The organism is Desulfosporosinus hippei DSM 8344 (assembly GCF_900100785.1).
GTDB classification, from domain to species: Bacteria; Bacillota; Desulfitobacteriia; order Desulfitobacteriales; family Desulfitobacteriaceae; genus Desulfosporosinus; species Desulfosporosinus hippei.
On record NZ_FNCP01000003.1, the window covers coordinates 112,288 to 129,495 of the forward strand.

Sequence of the window (17,208 nt, forward strand, 5' to 3'; positions counted from 1 at the left end):
TTATTTATAGAAGTTATGGGATTAGCTTTTATTAGAACAAGGATTCCCATAATCTGTCGGAGGGCGCAGGGATTATTTCTGTATCCACTAACAAGCCTTTTTCCATGGCGATAGCCTTTCCGGCTTCGATGCTTGCTTCTACGGCACCTACATCTCCGGTAAAGGTGAAGTAAGCTTTGCCCCCCAGCCCGCTGCCTAAACGCAGCTCCAGAGCTTGGACATCGGCAGCTTTGAGGGCTGCATCAGCTGAGATGATCATGGAGGCCATTGAAAAGCATTCCATAATTCCCAAAGCCCCTACTCTATCAGGCATTGACGTTGCAGTAATGGCAGGAAAGACCCCCGGATGAACATTAGCAAGAACAAAGCTGTCTACCAGATATTCTCCTGCGGTTTCTACGCCGACACTGATTGAGCTTTCCACGGCAGCAACATCCCCTTTAATGATAGCGATATACTTGCCGGGACAAACGGGGGTTGCACTAACCACTTCAACGTAGGCAGTTTTAAGCATCAAGTCTGTGGCATTTATCCCTCTGGCAATACTCGTAAGCTCAATCATACCTATTGCACTATACATTACGAACCCACCTTTATCAAAATAGAATTGTCCTTAATTTCTTTCACAGTTCCGTTTAAGCTAGCGTGAACCGTTGCTCCGAGACTGCCATCCGGGATTTTACCGATAAGCTGTCCGGCTTTTACCTTTTCGCCAACTGCGACGGTAGGTATTGCCGCTGCCCCAATGTGTTGTCGAAGGGCAATCCGAATGGTTTTCGGCCGAAATTCAACCTGAGTCAGAGGTGCCGGCTTATCGAAAGCTGTTAAGCCGATTTTGATAATTAAACGTTTGCTTGGGATAAGGCGGTATTCTCTGCTAGACCTGGCTTGGAAATCCATCTGAACAGGCTGATACTTGATCCCTTGTTCTGCCAGCTTTTGCTTGTACAAACTATTGACGGATCTGGGATGTAGATTGACGGGACAGGAGTACAATTCACAGGCATTGCATTCGCAACACAATTGAGCAATTTGTTGTTCTTTGACATCCTCTAGATTGTAACTTAGGGCTCGCATGACTTTATGAGGCTGCATATTATGACCCAGCAAATATCGAGGGCACAAATCAGTACACATACGACATTGTTCACAGGCCGTTTTGCCTATTACTCTGGCTCGCTCAAGGCTTACGGTTTTTTTACGGATCAGAAAGTGGTCTTTCTTGAGAATTACATAGCCTTTGCTTTTTTTAGTGACATAACCATCAATATTGTTCATGACCGAGCCCATCATAGGACCGCCGTCTATTACGGCATAGTCATCCAGGTTTTTAACCCCACATTGTTCGATAACATCACGGATAGCCGTACCCACCGGAACTTTTAGGGTCATGCGCTGGGGGATATCCCCAGCCACAGTAATGTAGGTTTCTGTTACGGGTTTTCCTTCCAAAGCGTTCCAGATATTGAGGGCCGTCTCCGAATTGATAACGACACAGCCGACTTTCAGAGGAATAGACACTTCCGGAACAATTCTTTGAGTCAGTTCATGAACTAAAACCTGCTCATCGCCGGCGGGATAAATATCTCTTAGTTCCATAACTTCCATGTAATTGGAAAGTCCCAAAGCAGCAATTCTTTCTCTCATGAGAACTATAACCTTTTTGTGTTTGCCTTTTATACCAATAATGGCTTTGCGAGCTTCGATGTATTTCCCAGCTGCTTCCATTCCTTTAATGATTTGATCAGGAAACATCTCCATCAGCTGCTGATCCACTCTTAGCAGAGGTTCACATTCAGCTCCATTAAGCAAAATATATTCAGCTTTAGAAGTTAGTTTAGCGTGAGTCGGAAATCCGGCTCCTCCCGCCCCAATAACCCCTGCATCCTTAACAATGTTTAGTAGATCCAACGTCTACCACCTCCGGTTTCATTAAAACGTACAGTCTTCGTCGATAATTCCTACAATTGCGGAATCAATGGGAATATCCTCACGGTCAAACATTTTACGGGCTGAACTGCCGTTACAAACAAGCACTCGCTCTCCTATGCCGGCACCGATGGTGTCGGCAGCTATCATGATCCGTCCGGCATCAATTCCGCCCAGGACTTCTATCAACATGAATTTCAGACCTATGAGGGAATCGGCTTTGCGCGTCGACCATATACTATCAATTACTTTGGCTGCAATCATCGAATTTCACCGACTTTATCTTTATTTAATTTATATTGAATCTCATTAATGGCGGCTTCTACCGATGCCGTATCTCCAAAGATAGCAATCATTATCAGATTCTGGGGACAATGCCCTTTGATGTCTTCAACTGTAACGCCGGCTGCCTTTTCCGCAACATCAGCGGCAAAAACCATATCAATCAGACGACCCTGTACCAACCCCACAGCATCATAGTTCTCAATAGGGATTGTTGAAGCGGAGCCTTTGCGACGAAAGAGAATATCTAAGGTACCACTGGACGGGGATTTGATAATTCGGTATTCCATGGTTAAACCTCACTCCTGCCTATAGTTCTTCTTGCGTGCAGTTAAGGGCAATCCCCAAAGGGGTTACAAACATAGGATTCTGAGGCTTATAGGTGGGAAGTTTAGTTTGTTTGGCAATGATATCTTCAATTCCCTCCAAACAACAGGTGCCGCCTACCAGATATAGTTCCTTTACGGAGTATTTTTTAATGTGACGACTGATAATGGTTGAGACTTTTTCTATAACCGGTCGGATTACCGGAATTAATTCTCTATGGTTTTTAAAATCACGTTTATAGACATCTGCTTCGTCAAAGCTCATTTTGTAGGCTCCGGAAATGACCAGGGAAAAATGAGTACCACCTGTCGGCTCATCAGCAACGTAAATCACTTTGCCATTTTTCAAGATGGCAATCCCTGTGGTCCCCCCACCAATATCAATAATCGCACCATCTTTAATTTTTAGTACGGCGTTAGCTGCTGTCGGTTCATCTAATATATTGGTAATTTCAAAACCAGCCGCCTGTACCACATTTTTAATGGCTCCTGAGTCTAAGGTATCAGTTCCTGGGGGCAGGGCTGCTGCTGCATAAATCAGTTCCGTGCCAAGTTTCTCTTCGATTTCTTGTTTTAACTCTTTGACGATGCGAATAGCACCTATATAGTCTACCACCATGCCATCTTTAACCACACTGGCAAAGCGATATGCCCCTGCAACCGGCTGATAATTCTCATCAAGTACAGCCAATACGATATAGGCTGTTCCCAAATCAACACCTGTGTAATAAACTGAGGAATTGTTGATTATGGGTGTTTCAATAACTTTCTCAAAATCACTAACAAGCTGGTCGCAGTATAGAAAGGTTGAATTTACTGTATCCATTTCTTCCCCCCCAAGCATTTCCAGATCATCATACCGAGTATGTTAATGATCAGATTAACTGAATCAATTAAGTCTTGTCGTGAGCAGTTTTGCTTTTCCTCGTTCCAGTAGGCTTCTAAGATTGCTGGTTCGATCTCTCGTAGGGAGGCGCGCAAGTAGTTTAACAGAGCAATTTCTTTGCTATTCTCCGATCCAACCTGAAACTCACTAAGGTCAACTTGCTTTTCCAGCTTAGCGGAGCGTTCGTTAATTTCTTCTTCCGACCATCCCCAGAATTGAATTTTGTCCGAGGTAATCTGCCCTCGTTCAGCCTTTTTCACATTTTGGAAGCATTTTCCCAGTTCTATGACTTCCTCAGACAGGATAGCATTTCCGAAATGGAATAGTTCTGCGGCGATTAGCAGAAATAACGACTCCAGACAATCTATTTTGCCTAACAATCTAAGGATCGTCCAACTTTCCCTTGATTGTGCCTGGTTGGACTTGTCGCTAGTTTGTTTCTTGTCAACATTTGCCTGACTCTGAACCAGCGTGACACGTCGATCCACAAGAAATTGACGAGCTCCGGGTGTAATCTTGGTATCCGGTTCCAGAGAATAAGTTGTAAAGGGCTCTCGTCTGTATAAATCTCGCAGTTCCATCTCTGTGATAAATTTCATTGCCTCACCTCACCTTCCTTAAATCTCTTTGGGGTAAATCTCCCGGACTATCATTTCTTCAAACTAGAATTCAGAAAATATATATTGTTTCAAGGCTTCAACGCCGTTATTGTCTTTTAAAGAAATTCTGAAATAAGGTTCCTTAACCCCAATTCTTTTCAACTGTTGAATACTCAAATCGGCAAATTCCTGAGCCAAATCGATCTTTGTAATCACTCCAAGTACAGGACAGTTAAATGATTTAGCAAAAGCCGGGGGATATACTTCAAGTAATTTAGATTGATCAACAAGAATCAGTAAATGAGATGCGGTTTGGGCAGTGGCAATTAGGTATTTGTACATCGAAGGGTTTTCTAAATAGGAGCTCGGTGTATCAATGGTGTTTTTTCCGTAGATAATGTCCTGGGTCTTTTTTAGAGGCCTGCTGGATTCGTTTAAAACATTGGCTAAAGTGGATTTTCCGGATTGGGTTGGACCTACGATCATAATTCGCTTCTTCATGTGCGTGTAATTCTGGCCGGGGTAAAGCCCAACAAAGTTTCTAAAGTATCATTAATCGCACCCATTGCTGTTTCAACACTTGCTACATCACCGGAAATAATCAGGGCACCTGTAAAACGATCCAGAAAACCTATCTCTACATCAGAGGCCTTTGTGGCAATGTCTGCAGCTATAATAGCCGTCTCGCCTGGAGTAAGGGTTGATATCCCGATGGCTCCTGTTTCCTCAATTCCCAGACGTTCATAAATATCTTGAACAGGTGATGCTATGATGTGAGCCAGAGTGACTTGCTTGCCTGGTACAGATTCTTGGATAATTCGTTTTCTGTCAAACTCATCGGCCATACTCATATTATCCCTCCTGTCCGGTATCATCATTAATGTCTAATAACTTCCACCTGAAAGTCATACCCTTTGATTAACTCTTCGATTTTATCTAATTCTTCCGGTTTGTAGCTAAAATCTTCGGTAATCGAATAGTTCATGTCTAATTGCTTGTATTTGTTGATCCCTAATTTATGATAAGGGAGCAAGTCGACACCTTGAAAGTTCCTATAATTTCTAAAGGGCTTTAGATACTCCAAGGTTTTGAGGATGGTTTCTTCACTATCATTTAATCCCTTAAGGAGAGGCATCCTGACTTTCACATTAAAACCTCGGCGTACGAGCTCTCTTAGGTTGTCCAGGATACGTTCATTACGTACTCCGGTAAGTTCATGATGCCGATCAGAATCAATGTGCTTAATATCATAGAGAAACAAATCCGTAAACTGAGCTATCTTAAGCAGAGAATCCTGTTTTACATAGCCTGAGGTTTCAATGGCTGTGTGAATACCTAAACGCTTGCACTCAGTTAGGAGGTTGGTGGCAAATTCCGGTTGGGCTGTGACTTCCCCTCCCCCAAGAGTCACTCCTCCACCTGAACTCAGGTAGAAGAGCATATCTTGCTGGATGATCTCCAGAACTTCAGAAATTGTTTTGTCCGAACCGACAATGGAGAGTGCCTGTTTAGGACAGACTGTTTCGCATTTTCGGCAACCGATACAATCAATGCTCCGATTTACTCTATGCCTGGTTGTTTTAGGTTTAGGTTGTCGCAGCTTCTCTTCTTCGTCCTGAAAATAATGGATTTGGACGGGACAATCAGTAATACAGAGGCCACAATCAATGCAAAGATCCTCTTTGAACATGACTTGATACTTTCTTTCAAGTCCCTCAGGGTTTGAACACCATTTACATCTGAGGGGACAGCCTTTGAAAAAAATTAATGTTCTAACGCCCGGTCCATCATAGATGGAGTATTTCTGGACATTGAAGATTCTCGCTTTTCTTTCCAAGATTTTAATGGTTTCTGTACTCATAATGTCCCCATCCCTAGTATTCTCCATCTTCCGGCTCATTAAGGTCTTTGTCTAAATCGAATTAAAAATGCTCTAAGACGGTTCTGCTGATTATTTCGTCCTGTACTTCCTTGCACAGTTCCACGAAGTAAGCGCTGTATCCGGCGACACGAATAATTAAGTCTCTATACTTGTCCGGTTCAATTTGGGCCTTCTTTAAGACTTCGTTGTCCACATAGCTGAACTGCATTTGACCATTACCGAGGATAGAAGCTGTTCGTAGTAAGGTGATTAAGCCATTTTCTCCTTCAGGGGTTTCCAGAATGCCTCGCAGTAGCTTGAAGTTGTGCACCATACCCACATTCATGGATTCGTTGCTCAGCTTACTGACCGATTTAATGATAGCCGTTGGACCCAATTTGTCCGCCCCCTGTGTCGGGCTGATTCCGTCTGAGAGAGGTGTCCACGCCAGTCTTCCATTAGCTGTCGCCCCGGTGATTTCTCCGATGGGCGTGTTATTGGAAATAGAGAGCGTACCATGAGTCAAGTGAGAATAGAGCATTTTAAAGGTGTGATGAACCCGCTCTGTCCAGATGATGATATCTGAGGCTATTTCATCAACATAGTCATCGTCATTCCCGTATTTAGGGGCATTAAGACAATCTGTCCGAATGGCTTCGTACCCATCGAAATTCGCTCCTACTGCATCCCTGATTTGTTTCAGTGTATACTTCTTATCTTCAAAAACTAACTTCTTAATTGCAGCCATAGAATCAGCGTAGGTTCCCAAACCGGAGAAGATAAGTCCCGGGCCATAATTAATGAGAGCTCCGCCGTGGGTAACATCGGTTCCTTTTTCCATACAGCCTTCTACCAAGAGAGACATCAGCGGTTTGGGGGCCAGGTCTCGGTGTACTCTCTGACTAACAATAGTTCCGATGGCAGACAAACGAATAATATGCTCAAGCTGTTGCTTGCAGGCAGCATCAAATTCTTCGTAGGTCTTGATATCGTCCAGTTCTCCTGAGTCAATTCCTTGCATGGTGCCATGCCATTTCATCATACCGCGGTTGAGAACAAATTCTATGGCAATGGGCCATTGAGTGTAGCCTGTGGATGTCCATTGATAAATTCTGCCGGATTTTTGGGGTTCAACACATCCCATGAGACAATAATCGCGTGAGTCTTCAATAGAGAACCCTTTGGCTAGCATCATTTTTATATGAGTATCATCAAAGTGACAGGCAGGGAAGCCAAGTCCTGCTTTAACCACATCAACGATTTTCTTCAAATATTCTTGGGGGGATTTATTATGAATCCGACAAGCTAAAGAGGGTTGATACATCTTGGTAAATCGAACTGCATCCATGATCAGATAGGTCAGTTCATTAGTTGCGTCCCCACCGGTTCTCTTCTGTCCGCCAATCGTCAAGTTGATAAACGGTTGATAGCCGGCGAAATATTTAGCACCCAATTCACTGGAAAGCCACATGACTTCCGAGCATTTGATAATAAAGCTGCTTATTAACTCAAAGGCTTCGAGTTTATTCATTCTGCCGGCTTCCATATCGGCCTTGAACATGGGGTAGATGTATTGATCTAAACGGCCGAGAGAAATACCAGTCTGGTTTTCTTCCACTACAAACAAGGATTCCAGCGTCCAGACTGACTGAAGTGCTTCCTGGAAGGTACTGGGAGGATTAGCCGGTACCCGGGTTAAAATATCAGAAATCTTGTAAAGTTCTTTTTGTCGAGCTGAGTCATACTCTCTGCCTGCCAGCTCTCTGGCATAATCCGACAGCCGTTTAGCATAGGCCAAAATTCCATCGCAAGTTTCGATCTCTGCTTTATAGAAATAAATCTTATCAATGTCCTCTGGATTTTCCATGGACAATTTGCTCAATTTGTCAACGGCTTCCTGTCTTACTCCATTAATCCCTTTTTTAACGAGTATGACATCATAACCCGGGCAAGTGTCCCCACCGCCATTTACCTGGTGGTAAGAGAGATCACTGACGAAGGATTCCCCCGAAAAAGACCACACTCCGGCTTCTTCATATTGTTGCTGACATATTTCATCTAAGCTTCTGCCTTCCCAGTAGGGGAAGATCTCTTCCTTCAAAATCCGCTTATCTTCTTCACTGATTTGAAAGGGATCTTGCGGCCGGGTTGACATGGTGTCCAATTCATCCCGAATCCAGCGCCAGGCGATATCCGGAGATACTGCACCCGCTCTCGCTTTTCCACAGGGATGACCCACAATCAATTCATCATTTTGAATCACCAAGGGAGCTGTCTCACAAGCCTTTCTAAAGCACTTAGCCCGCAGGAGAATTTTTGGCAACCCTGCATTTTCTTTAGTTACTTGGGTAAAAGCCCGGGCCCGATAGGTACTGACACTGGGCTTAACTTTTAAATAAGCTGCTTTTAGTCGTTCTAAACGAGGGGTTAACCCTGTAATTTCCCCTTCATAGACTGGGGATTTTGTCACACTGTTAGTTGTTGCAGGGTGTGTGGCCAGCCCCTTGGAAATACCCTCAAACAGTTTCATAACCAGAGCTTTTTCATCTTGTGACAAGTGTTTTGTGGCATCTGCAAATTTAGTTGAGAACTCTTTTATATCCAACGTTTATTCCTCCCTCTTACGTTATAAACAGGTAAGTGTCTATTTTTCTTTAGCTTAGGTGAGTTGCTTAAGTAATTTTTCGAGCAGTCCCACCAGATCATTGGAACTCTGATCAGGCAAACAACTAGTCTCACTTACTTTAGCGTCTTTACCCACCTGTGTGCCATTGGTTATATCCTCTAGCTGACGTACACCATAACCGACTTTTCGAATATTAATTAAGTTCATTGGAGTTACATTATCGGAAGTGTACCCCCCGCCCGCTGCTCCAGAACCTAAGGTTAAGGCCGGGAAGAGATTGGTTGTCGCTCCTATCCCGCCTAAGGTGGCAGGAGTATTCACGAGCACTCTTGATACCGGTTTTTTTAAGGCAAACTCCCGAATTACCTCTTCATTTCTAGAATGAATAATCAGAGTATGTCCCCGACCCTCATTAACAAGCAATTCTACGCATTTTTCACAAGCGTTCATCCAATCCTTTTCTACGTAAAATGCCAAAACCGGACAAAGCTTTTCTCTTGAATATGGATTGCTGGAAGAGACAAATTTTTGTTCCGAAACTAACACTTTAGTATCTTCCGGAACGCAGATACCGATATGACCAGCTAACTCAACAGCGGTCTTTCCTACTATTTCAGGATTCAAACTGTCATCAGGCCGAAAAAACAGCTTACTAAGTTGTTCTGCCTCCTGGCCGGTCATAAAGTATGCCCCGGTTTTCTTCAGTTCACGCCTTACTTCATCGGCAATACAGTCTTCCGCCACAATAGATTGTTCCGATGCTGAGACGATTCCGTTATCAAAAGTTCTGCTAAGGACAATATCTGCCACTGCCTTTTTAATATCTGCGGAACGTTCAATAAAAGCAGGTCCATTACCCGGGCCGCCATAAATCGTTGGCTTTCCGGAGGTATATGCTGCTTTGACCATCTTGGGCACACCTGTAATCAGGATAAGCGCTGTATCTTTGTGGTTCATTAAAGCAACTGTTCCGTCCACTGCAATCGTTCGCAGATACCCTATGGCACCGCTTGGCAAACCCTTCTCCTCTGCGGCTCGAATTAATATATCCAGCACCTTGGCGATGGTTTTTTTGGCCTTGGGATGAGGTGCAAAAACAATTGCATTGCCAGACTTTATGGCAATCAAGGTTTTGTATATTGTAGTTGAAGCAGGGTTTGTAGAAGGTGGCAAGGCTGCAATCACTCCAACAGGTACGCCTATATCTATGGTCTTATTTTCTTTGTCTTCACTAATAATACCGACAACTTTCATATCCTTGATCTTCTGATAGAGAAAATCACTGGCAAAAATATTCTTAACTAGCTTGTCCGGCCACTTGCCAAAGCCTGTTTCTTCCTGTGACAGAACTGCCAGTTCTCTCGCATATTTATTCACCGTCTCAGCCATATGACCGACAATTTTGTCCAGCATTTCCTGAGAGAAAGTTGCCAGTATCTTTTGAGCCTCACGGGCATTTTCCACAAGAATCCGAGCCTCTTGGACGGAGAGCAAATCGTTGTCTATTCTATTCATAGTTTCAATCACTCCCCTTTCCAACCGCCGAATTATAATGCTTAAGTGCCCTTTTTACCAATCAAGAACATATCTGGCGATAATTTTCTCAACGTCTGGGTGTGGCCTGGCAATGACATTCGAGGAATAGATTTTTCCGACTTTGCTAGCTTCTTTAACGCCGGCCTCGACTGCTGCTTTCACTGCTCCCACATCGCCACGAATTACTACAGAAATCAAACCGGAAGCCACATTCTCATATCCGACCAATTCCACATCTGCAGCTTTGCACATTGCATCTGCCGCCTCCAGCACCGAAACCAGGCCATACGTTTCTATGAACCCTAAGGCACCATTTGTGTCCACGCGGACTCCCCTTTCAAAAATCAATGATCACTCTTCATCAATATCATGAACCGAAACAATCTTGCCGACCCGACTGACGGGACGTGGCATCACATGGGAGGCTGTCACTTCACCTATGGCTGCTGCTGCCGCTGCACCACTTTCTACAGCCGATCTCACTGCTGCTACGCTCCCTTTAACCATTACTGTAACAAGTCCCGAACCCACATTTTCATAGGAAACAAGAACAACATCAGCTGCTTTACACATAACATCCGCTGCTTGAATTGCCGGCACCATACCTCTCGTTTCCACAAGACCTAGTGCTTCTTCCCCAAAGTATTTCATCGAAACAACCCCACTTTTCTATAATTTAACGCTCAAGGATTGTCGCATTATTGTCTTTTTCAACAAATTATGTACTTTTATAATATCTCATAGGCATATTATTTTTTTGAAGAATCAATATGTCTAATTGCATTATTATATCCAGCAAAAATATTTTATTGGACTAAAGAGTGTTTTTTGCACTTTATTGACTAATATTCTTGGATTGACCTGTCATATTTCAAGTATCCCTGTGTCAATGTAATGAAAAGGTTACATAAGAACTATCCTTATGACCTGGCGTACAATTAGCATCAATACTTGAAAATTGTGATTTAAAAAAGCAGTAAAGCCAATTACAAAAATTGCTTTACTGCTTACTTCAACTCATGTACAATTCAAATTTAACTAGCTCCATTTAACCATAGGAATACAACATTCCAAATGCATTGATTTTGTTATTTTTTTTTGCTAAAGTTAATTACAAATAATCACAAAATCCAAGTTCAATTAAGCTTGGTGGAGATATGTATGGAAATGGAAGAACTGGTTCAAGAAAAGCTGCGACAGGCTTTTCACGACGAAAGAATTGTGTTCGACAAATCAAGATTTGCCGGTGGGCTTACAAACTATAATTATATAATGGTTATTAATGGTATCGAATATGTTATCCGGCAGCCTGGCCGCATGACCGAACAAATTATTGATCGTAAGATTGAAAGGGTCAATAACCATATTGCCTCAGAGTTAGGTGTGAACTCTGATTGCATTTATTTTGATGAATCAAGCGGAATTAAGATAAGCATCTATATCAAGAACAGTTGCAATATGGCACAGGCTGATCCCGGTTCTTTTCATAATTTAGAATCAGTGTGCGACATCATGAAAAAAATACATTCCTTCCCCAAGGGTTTTGCAAATCATTTTGAGTGGCAAGAGGAGCTTTCTAAGTACGAAGGGATTATCCAGCAATTACATGGGAGTTTTTTCTTTGACTATCAAGACTTAAAGGAGCAGCTAATCTTCTTTGTCCAAAAAAATATAGAAAGTACAATTCTTGTGCCATGTCACAATGACACAGTACCGGAAAACTTTATTATGGATGACAATGGCCGGACGTATCTAGTAGACTGGGAATATTCTGGAATGAACGATCCTTGCTGGGATGTAGCAGCCTATATTCTTGAATCAAAACTAAACGAAGAAGCCATCCAATATTTAGTCAAAAACTACTTTGGCTATCCACTTACCACAATGGATGAGCTTAAAATAAAAGGCTTTATGATGGCCCAAGATTTACTTTGGACAGTTTGGGCCTTAATCAGACATTACAACGGCGAAGATTTTCTGGAATACTGCTGTTTTAGGTATGAACGCTTTCGCAAAAATATCAAACTCGTCAAACAATCTCCCCAGTGCTCTATAGCGAGTATGGTTACGGGTTAAAACATTGGGCCAATTCTTATTGAACTTAATATCAGATGGGGCCGCTACATGCTTGTCAAATTCGACACTGGTGTCGATTTTGACCTTACTCACAGAGAAAAATGAACAGTAGGGTAAGGATTATTATTCAAGTAACCCGCTGAAGCAGAATAAAGAACTTCCACAAGAAGTGAGTGTCTTAAATTCATACAAGATAAGAGCGCCTGTTTAGGCGCTCTCAATATAAAATCCTTTATTTTTACTTTTTGCTTGATACAAAATTTGATCAGCTTTGTTCAGAAGGTCATCGTACTTAAGGGTCCAGTCTTCAATCCATAAAAGTCCGCCGGAAATCGTTATCGGCTTAAGGGAACCGTCTGGAAAAGCGAGTAAATCTTTAGTCAAGCCCCGGTAAAAGTTATCCATCTCCATCCTTATAGCCTCCCTATTTTCAAACCCAAATAAGAACAGGACAAATTCATCTCCGGAACGTCTCCCCAAAATACTGGATTTTCCTCCTATTTTAGCAAGATGTGATACCGCTCTATTGATATATGAGTCTCCCCATTGATGCCCATAAGTGTCATTGATTTGCTTAAGATAGTCAAGATCAAACATGATAAGTGCTGCTGTGTCTTGTTGTCCGACGCTTTCTATAACGTTCTCAATGCGGCGTTGAACTGCCTTTCTATTGTATATCATGGTCAGGGAATCATAATCCCGTTCCATTTTGATCTTGTTTTTCTCCAGAATCTCTTGCGTTACATCGCTTACAACACCCATAGTGCTATTTTCGTTTTTTACCACCTTAACCTTGACGTATTTAATGGGATCCGTGCTTATTTGGTAAACATTCTCATCCTCTTTTTCTGGATTATTAAGTTTTTGCTGAATAAGCCCTATAAACTTCTCTTTGTCTTGAATAATCTCAGCCATGACAGCGCTGTCAATTTCAAGAATTAATGGCAATTGATCCGTCATAAACACATGGCTGGAATCGCATCTGATTTCAAACACACCAATTGGAAAATCCGCCAGATCGATTATTTTTGACATCTTGACGGTAGACTCCAGCAATTGATTATTGGCATTTTCCATTGCGCTGGACAAACTATCAATTTCGGTCAACCCCGTTGGATTAAGTTTAAGTGCTTTGTTGTTAGCGCTTTCTCGCACCTGCTTAACGAGTTGAGTTATTGGTTTTGTGAATCGATAGCTGATGAAATACCCTCCAACTATTCCTATTGCAATGGATGCCAATAGAGACATTCCTAGGATTTGTTGGATTTTACGAACATAATTGAGCAGATGATTTTCTGTCATTAAGCCAACTAAGTACCAAGACTCTTGCTCAAAAGGTGTATTGAATTTGTAAAGTCTTATTCGTTCCAGACAAGCATATATCTTTTCTTCACTATTGTGATTTTCTACACGATAAATATTTCGATTCTTATCTACTTCAGTCAAGGCGAATGATTCCTCTGCTCTGATCATCCGTTTTTGTAATGCACCAACCATTAAAATCGGCTCAATTTTGTTAGCTCCTGCATTGCTGTAGCCGATCAAATACCCCATTGAATCCCTGGGCTGCAAGTCTATGGCGGGTAAAAATTGATTAAAGTAATTTACAGATATTTCCACACCTATAATACCTCGTAAGACGTTATCCCCATCAAAAAGTGGCATTGTGTAAGTTATTATAGGCAAATCATTAGGAAAGAGGTTAAAAGGGGGACTCCAATAGCCCAACAAGTTGGCATTAAAGGTTAGAGGAGCCTTAGAAAATGGCTTCTCAAAAAACTCACTGTTACTTTCATCGAATTTCATGTCGTATTTCCAAGATTGATCCATTGGGATTTTTTGATCTTTCGCCAAATCCGAAGGTCCAAGAATCAGGTATAAATCTTTACTTGTATAATCATTCCAAAGTGGATCATAGTCACGAATGTACAGCGCCGGATACTTAGCCGATTCTTCTTTTAAAATAATAAAGGCACCCGTGGTCTGAGTCGTCCTCAACATATTGATCAATTCGTCAATGGATTCATCGAAAAAGGCCTTACTCGATGAAGTATCAGAAAGATTTCTGGAAAACTTATTGATAAAGGGGGTCATATTAGTCCAGCGATTTTTCATTTCCCTTTGTACGGTATCATTGCGATTGTGAACTTTATCATAAAAAGACTGGTAAGCATTCTCTTGGGCTTGACTGAGAACCCCTGCTGCTATCAAGGTACCTATCAAAAGAATTGCCTGAATGACGATCAATACAATAACAAAACTGGTCATGCGAAATAATATTGATTTTTTATCTATCTCAATTTTCTTCATTACAAGCTTTTCTTTCATCACTCACCCAAAATCAGAGACCCTTCTTGTTTTATTTGCTCATACCATCTGTCAAATTGGGATTCTGAAACTAAAGAATCAATAACTTTTGTGCGCTCTTCTCCGTTTGCGGTACGTTTATCCAACAATTCCAGATCCCTTGTAATTTTATTAAACAAATTACTTTCTAGCAGCAATCGCATCTCATAGCTTCCCTTAAAGGGTTTGTTGAAATATAAGGTGTGTGTTTGAAACATTTGGAGAGTCGAGTCTATCATCTCCGGGATAGCTCTATTGCTTGGACCTATTTTAGTCTGTTCTTCCTGCAGCAGTTTCCCATTTAACGATTCATCCATAACCGGGAAATACCCTGTGGCAACTGCAAACTCGATGTTTTGTGAGGGTTCTGTAAACCACTTCAGAAAGACCCCGGCAGCAAACTCATGGGCCTTGTCACTCTTAGTCACACACATCCCAGCACCTTGCTGAAAAGCATAGGGTTTACCCTTGCTAAAATAAGGATAAGGCAATGTCATAGGTTCAATGGGGTAAACTTCATCCTGTTGCACCGTCACTTCCGTGGGAAAGTAACCGGATCCAGCCGTAGAACCTGTATAAGCCAGCACAGTGCCGGTTTTTGCGTCATCAGAGCTGAAACGGCCACTCTTTTCAAAATAACCTTTTATGTAAGGAATATAATAGTAATCCCAGATAGTCTTGGCCACGTCTTCAGTAAAATTGAGGCGAACTGAGTCATCTTCAAAGCTGTAGATTTCCGTTCCCAACTCCATTCCGGATAAAAGCATATAATTTGCGCTGGAATCAATACCTAAAAATGCTTTACCTGTATGTTCGCGATACAATTTGGAAATCTCGATTAAGCCTTCCCAGGTCTTCAACTTTTGGATATCAGCACCTGTTTCTTGGGAAAACTCGTCCCAAAATGTCTTGTTAACATACAATATTTCAGAGGATTTGGCGATGGGGAGAATCTTCAAATGCTGTTCTTTTCCCAAGCGCCCCTCCTTCAAAAATTCCTCTCTGTAACGTTCTAATTCCTCTTTAGAGAAAAGTTCCTCCAGGTTTGCCAGTTCTGTAACCATTTGGATTCGATAGGCATTGTCAGGATAGGCCATAAACACATCCGGTAACCGTTGGGAACCGATATTTCTGTTGGCAGCGTCGTAAACTGCGTTGGCAAGTTGCTCTACATCGCCTAAACTTTGTGCGTCCACGACGATCCCTCTTTTCACTCCGACAGTTTCGTTAAAATCTGCAACTAAGGCGTCAAATTTATCCTTGATATGACCATTGTAATAATGCCATACAATAACTGTAACCGGTTTCGAAGGATCTAGTGGTTCTTTGTCATGATCAATGAGATTACACCCGGGAAGGAATAGCAACATTGCTGCTACTACGAATAGAATCAGCCCTTTTCCCCTCATATGAAGCCCCCATTATATCTATTTCGCACATGGTTATTTCTATATTGTACCATTCAATCTACCTCCTTTCTACAAGATCATTCTTTTTATTCCAAATATGATTTGAGGCACCGGAAATGGACGAAGTGGACTTGCAGGTAAGAAAAACAAAAAAACATTGTAAAACTAGTAATTTAAACTAAGAACCCTCTGGCATTTAGCACAGTGGGTTCTTAGTTTACTTACTTCGTTTATCATCCCGATCAGACAGTATCAAACCGCCTCATCTAAAAATACATAGGCTGTCACTACTCCGGTCAGGAAAAACTGGAAGAACATTTCAACGGTACTTGTAACTCTGAGAACTGTTGGTAAGGTATCAAATTGCTGAAGCATAGGTATTAAACCACCGATTATAAATAGCATTATCCCAACGGTTATCATAATTTTTTTCTTGGTTAACTGTAAGTTTAAAATCAACGGTATAATCGAAAGAACCAAAATAATAGCTCGAATTGTCTCCAATACGATTATTTCTTCTGTGCTCGGAAGCCGTAGCCCATTCATTTGAGACAGGTAATACTCTCCAGTAAATAATCTAGCATTGATACTGCCAAAAATATAATAAAAGATAACATAACTACCCGAACAAATAAGTATCTTCCTTAACCAATCAAATGAACATCTCGATTTTATGGACTCTCCACTATTTATCTGACTTTTACTATATAAAAAAGCAATTCCCCCCGTGATAAATAAGGCCATCATAGATTGCTGCCCAAATATCGCTGGTACTACTTCCAAAGTTACTATTCCCGGGGCAAAATATAATGCTTCAAGTATTTGAGTTATATAATTCAATATCAGGATTAGGAACAGCACCATGAAAACTCGAATTTTAGTTAAGCGCAAATTCTTGGCAATGAACCCAAGGATAATAGAAATCAGAAAACCAGACAGAAGCATGATTAGGACAATATACCTATAATCACTTTTAACCTCAGGAAATTTCATGCCCAGATTAGTTAGCAATGCGCCAGCTAACATAAGCGAAACCAACGTTAAACCGGTAATTATTAAGCCTTTCCATAAAAACTCAAAGATTGTCTTAATCCTTATCATCCTCTTCTCTTCTCCTAAATCTTTTTGCCAAAACCCCTTAGGATTTGCTATTACCTACAATTAAGGAGGGAACTGAATTCTCATCGTCAAGCATTCTACGAATTTTTTATATATCCTGCCAATAAGTAATAAGTTTTATAAAAGTATACATCGAGCATTAAGAATACTTACTTCGGCCTATATTCACCCTTTTTTCCAGCTGGAATCCCAGCTCACTGAGCTTAACCATTC

Annotated in this window: 17 protein-coding genes; 1 reads left to right on the top strand and 16 read right to left on the bottom strand. The window is 41.6% G+C overall.

What is annotated here, in order from left to right; translation table 11 throughout:
• Positions 1-31: 31 nt before the first annotated feature.
• From BLS16_RS03800 to BLS16_RS03860, 13 genes are all read right to left on the bottom strand, one after another.
• Positions 32-580, bottom strand: a complete 549-nt coding sequence (locus tag BLS16_RS03800; RefSeq protein WP_092330148.1) for a BMC domain-containing protein — start codon at positions 578-580, stop codon at positions 32-34.
• Complete coding sequence (locus tag BLS16_RS03805; protein WP_092330153.1) at positions 580-1,911, bottom strand: 4Fe-4S dicluster domain-containing protein; 1,332 nt, start codon at positions 1,909-1,911, stop codon at positions 580-582. The genes BLS16_RS03800 and BLS16_RS03805 overlap by 1 nt, the downstream gene beginning before the upstream one ends.
• Before the next feature lie 21 nt (positions 1,912-1,932).
• A complete protein-coding gene (locus BLS16_RS03810; protein WP_014905100.1) occupies positions 1,933-2,193 on the bottom strand; it encodes a EutN/CcmL family microcompartment protein in 261 nt (86 codons plus the stop codon).
• Positions 2,190-2,501 carry a BMC domain-containing protein gene (locus BLS16_RS03815; protein ID WP_014905101.1) on the bottom strand — a complete coding sequence of 104 codons (312 nt, stop codon included), beginning with the start codon at positions 2,499-2,501 and terminating at the stop codon, positions 2,190-2,192. Before BLS16_RS03815 ends, BLS16_RS03810 begins: the two co-directional genes overlap by 4 nt.
• 19 nt (positions 2,502-2,520) lie before the next feature.
• Positions 2,521-3,363 carry an ethanolamine utilization protein EutJ gene (eutJ, locus tag BLS16_RS03820; RefSeq protein ID WP_092330156.1) on the bottom strand — a complete coding sequence of 281 codons (843 nt, stop codon included), beginning with the start codon at positions 3,361-3,363 and terminating at the stop codon, positions 2,521-2,523.
• On the bottom strand, positions 3,351-4,022 hold the full coding sequence (locus tag BLS16_RS03825) for a cobalamin adenosyltransferase (RefSeq protein WP_092330157.1): 672 nt from the start codon (positions 4,020-4,022) through the stop codon (positions 3,351-3,353). Before BLS16_RS03825 ends, eutJ begins: the two co-directional genes overlap by 13 nt.
• Positions 4,023-4,085: 63 nt before the next feature.
• Positions 4,086-4,523 (bottom strand): EutP/PduV family microcompartment system protein, encoded by a 438-nt coding sequence (locus BLS16_RS03830; RefSeq protein ID WP_092330159.1) that lies wholly within the window; start codon positions 4,521-4,523, stop codon positions 4,086-4,088.
• Positions 4,520-4,873: an ethanolamine utilization microcompartment protein EutS gene (eutS, locus tag BLS16_RS03835; RefSeq protein WP_092330162.1), complete on the bottom strand. Its 354-nt coding sequence runs from the start codon at positions 4,871-4,873 to the stop codon at positions 4,520-4,522. The genes BLS16_RS03830 and eutS overlap by 4 nt, the downstream gene beginning before the upstream one ends.
• Before the next feature lie 26 nt (positions 4,874-4,899).
• Complete coding sequence (gene cutD / locus BLS16_RS03840; protein ID WP_092330164.1) at positions 4,900-5,883, bottom strand: choline TMA-lyase-activating enzyme; 984 nt, start codon at positions 5,881-5,883, stop codon at positions 4,900-4,902.
• 61 nt (positions 5,884-5,944) lie between these two features.
• Entirely contained in the window at positions 5,945-8,488 is a 2,544-nt protein-coding gene (cutC, locus tag BLS16_RS03845; protein WP_092330167.1) for a choline trimethylamine-lyase, read from the bottom strand.
• 54 nt (positions 8,489-8,542) lie between these two features.
• Positions 8,543-10,024: an acetaldehyde dehydrogenase (acetylating) gene (locus tag BLS16_RS03850; RefSeq protein WP_092330169.1), complete on the bottom strand. Its 1,482-nt coding sequence runs from the start codon at positions 10,022-10,024 to the stop codon at positions 8,543-8,545.
• Positions 10,025-10,078: 54 nt separating this feature from the next.
• Entirely contained in the window at positions 10,079-10,369 is a 291-nt protein-coding gene (locus BLS16_RS03855; RefSeq protein WP_014905109.1) for a BMC domain-containing protein, read from the bottom strand.
• Between the two features lie 27 nt (positions 10,370-10,396).
• Complete coding sequence (locus BLS16_RS03860) at positions 10,397-10,696, bottom strand: BMC domain-containing protein (RefSeq protein ID WP_014905110.1); 300 nt, start codon at positions 10,694-10,696, stop codon at positions 10,397-10,399.
• A 510-nt stretch (positions 10,697-11,206) separates the two neighbouring features.
• Between BLS16_RS03860 and BLS16_RS03865 the strand changes: the two genes are divergently transcribed.
• On the top strand, positions 11,207-12,121 hold the full coding sequence (locus BLS16_RS03865) for a choline kinase family protein (protein WP_092330172.1): 915 nt from the start codon (positions 11,207-11,209) through the stop codon (positions 12,119-12,121).
• A 207-nt stretch (positions 12,122-12,328) separates the two neighbouring features.
• Here the strand turns inward: BLS16_RS03865 and BLS16_RS03870 are convergent, their stop codons facing one another.
• From BLS16_RS03870 to BLS16_RS03880, 3 genes are all read right to left on the bottom strand, one after another.
• Complete coding sequence (locus BLS16_RS03870) at positions 12,329-14,449, bottom strand: diguanylate cyclase domain-containing protein (protein WP_092330174.1); 2,121 nt, start codon at positions 14,447-14,449, stop codon at positions 12,329-12,331.
• Positions 14,449-15,876, bottom strand: coding sequence for an extracellular solute-binding protein (locus BLS16_RS03875; RefSeq protein ID WP_092330177.1), 1,428 nt, complete (start codon positions 15,874-15,876; stop codon positions 14,449-14,451). The genes BLS16_RS03870 and BLS16_RS03875 overlap by 1 nt, the downstream gene beginning before the upstream one ends.
• Before the next feature lie 252 nt (positions 15,877-16,128).
• Positions 16,129-16,977, bottom strand: coding sequence for a hypothetical protein (locus tag BLS16_RS03880; RefSeq protein WP_092330179.1), 849 nt, complete (start codon positions 16,975-16,977; stop codon positions 16,129-16,131).
• Positions 16,978-17,208 lie beyond the last annotated feature (231 nt).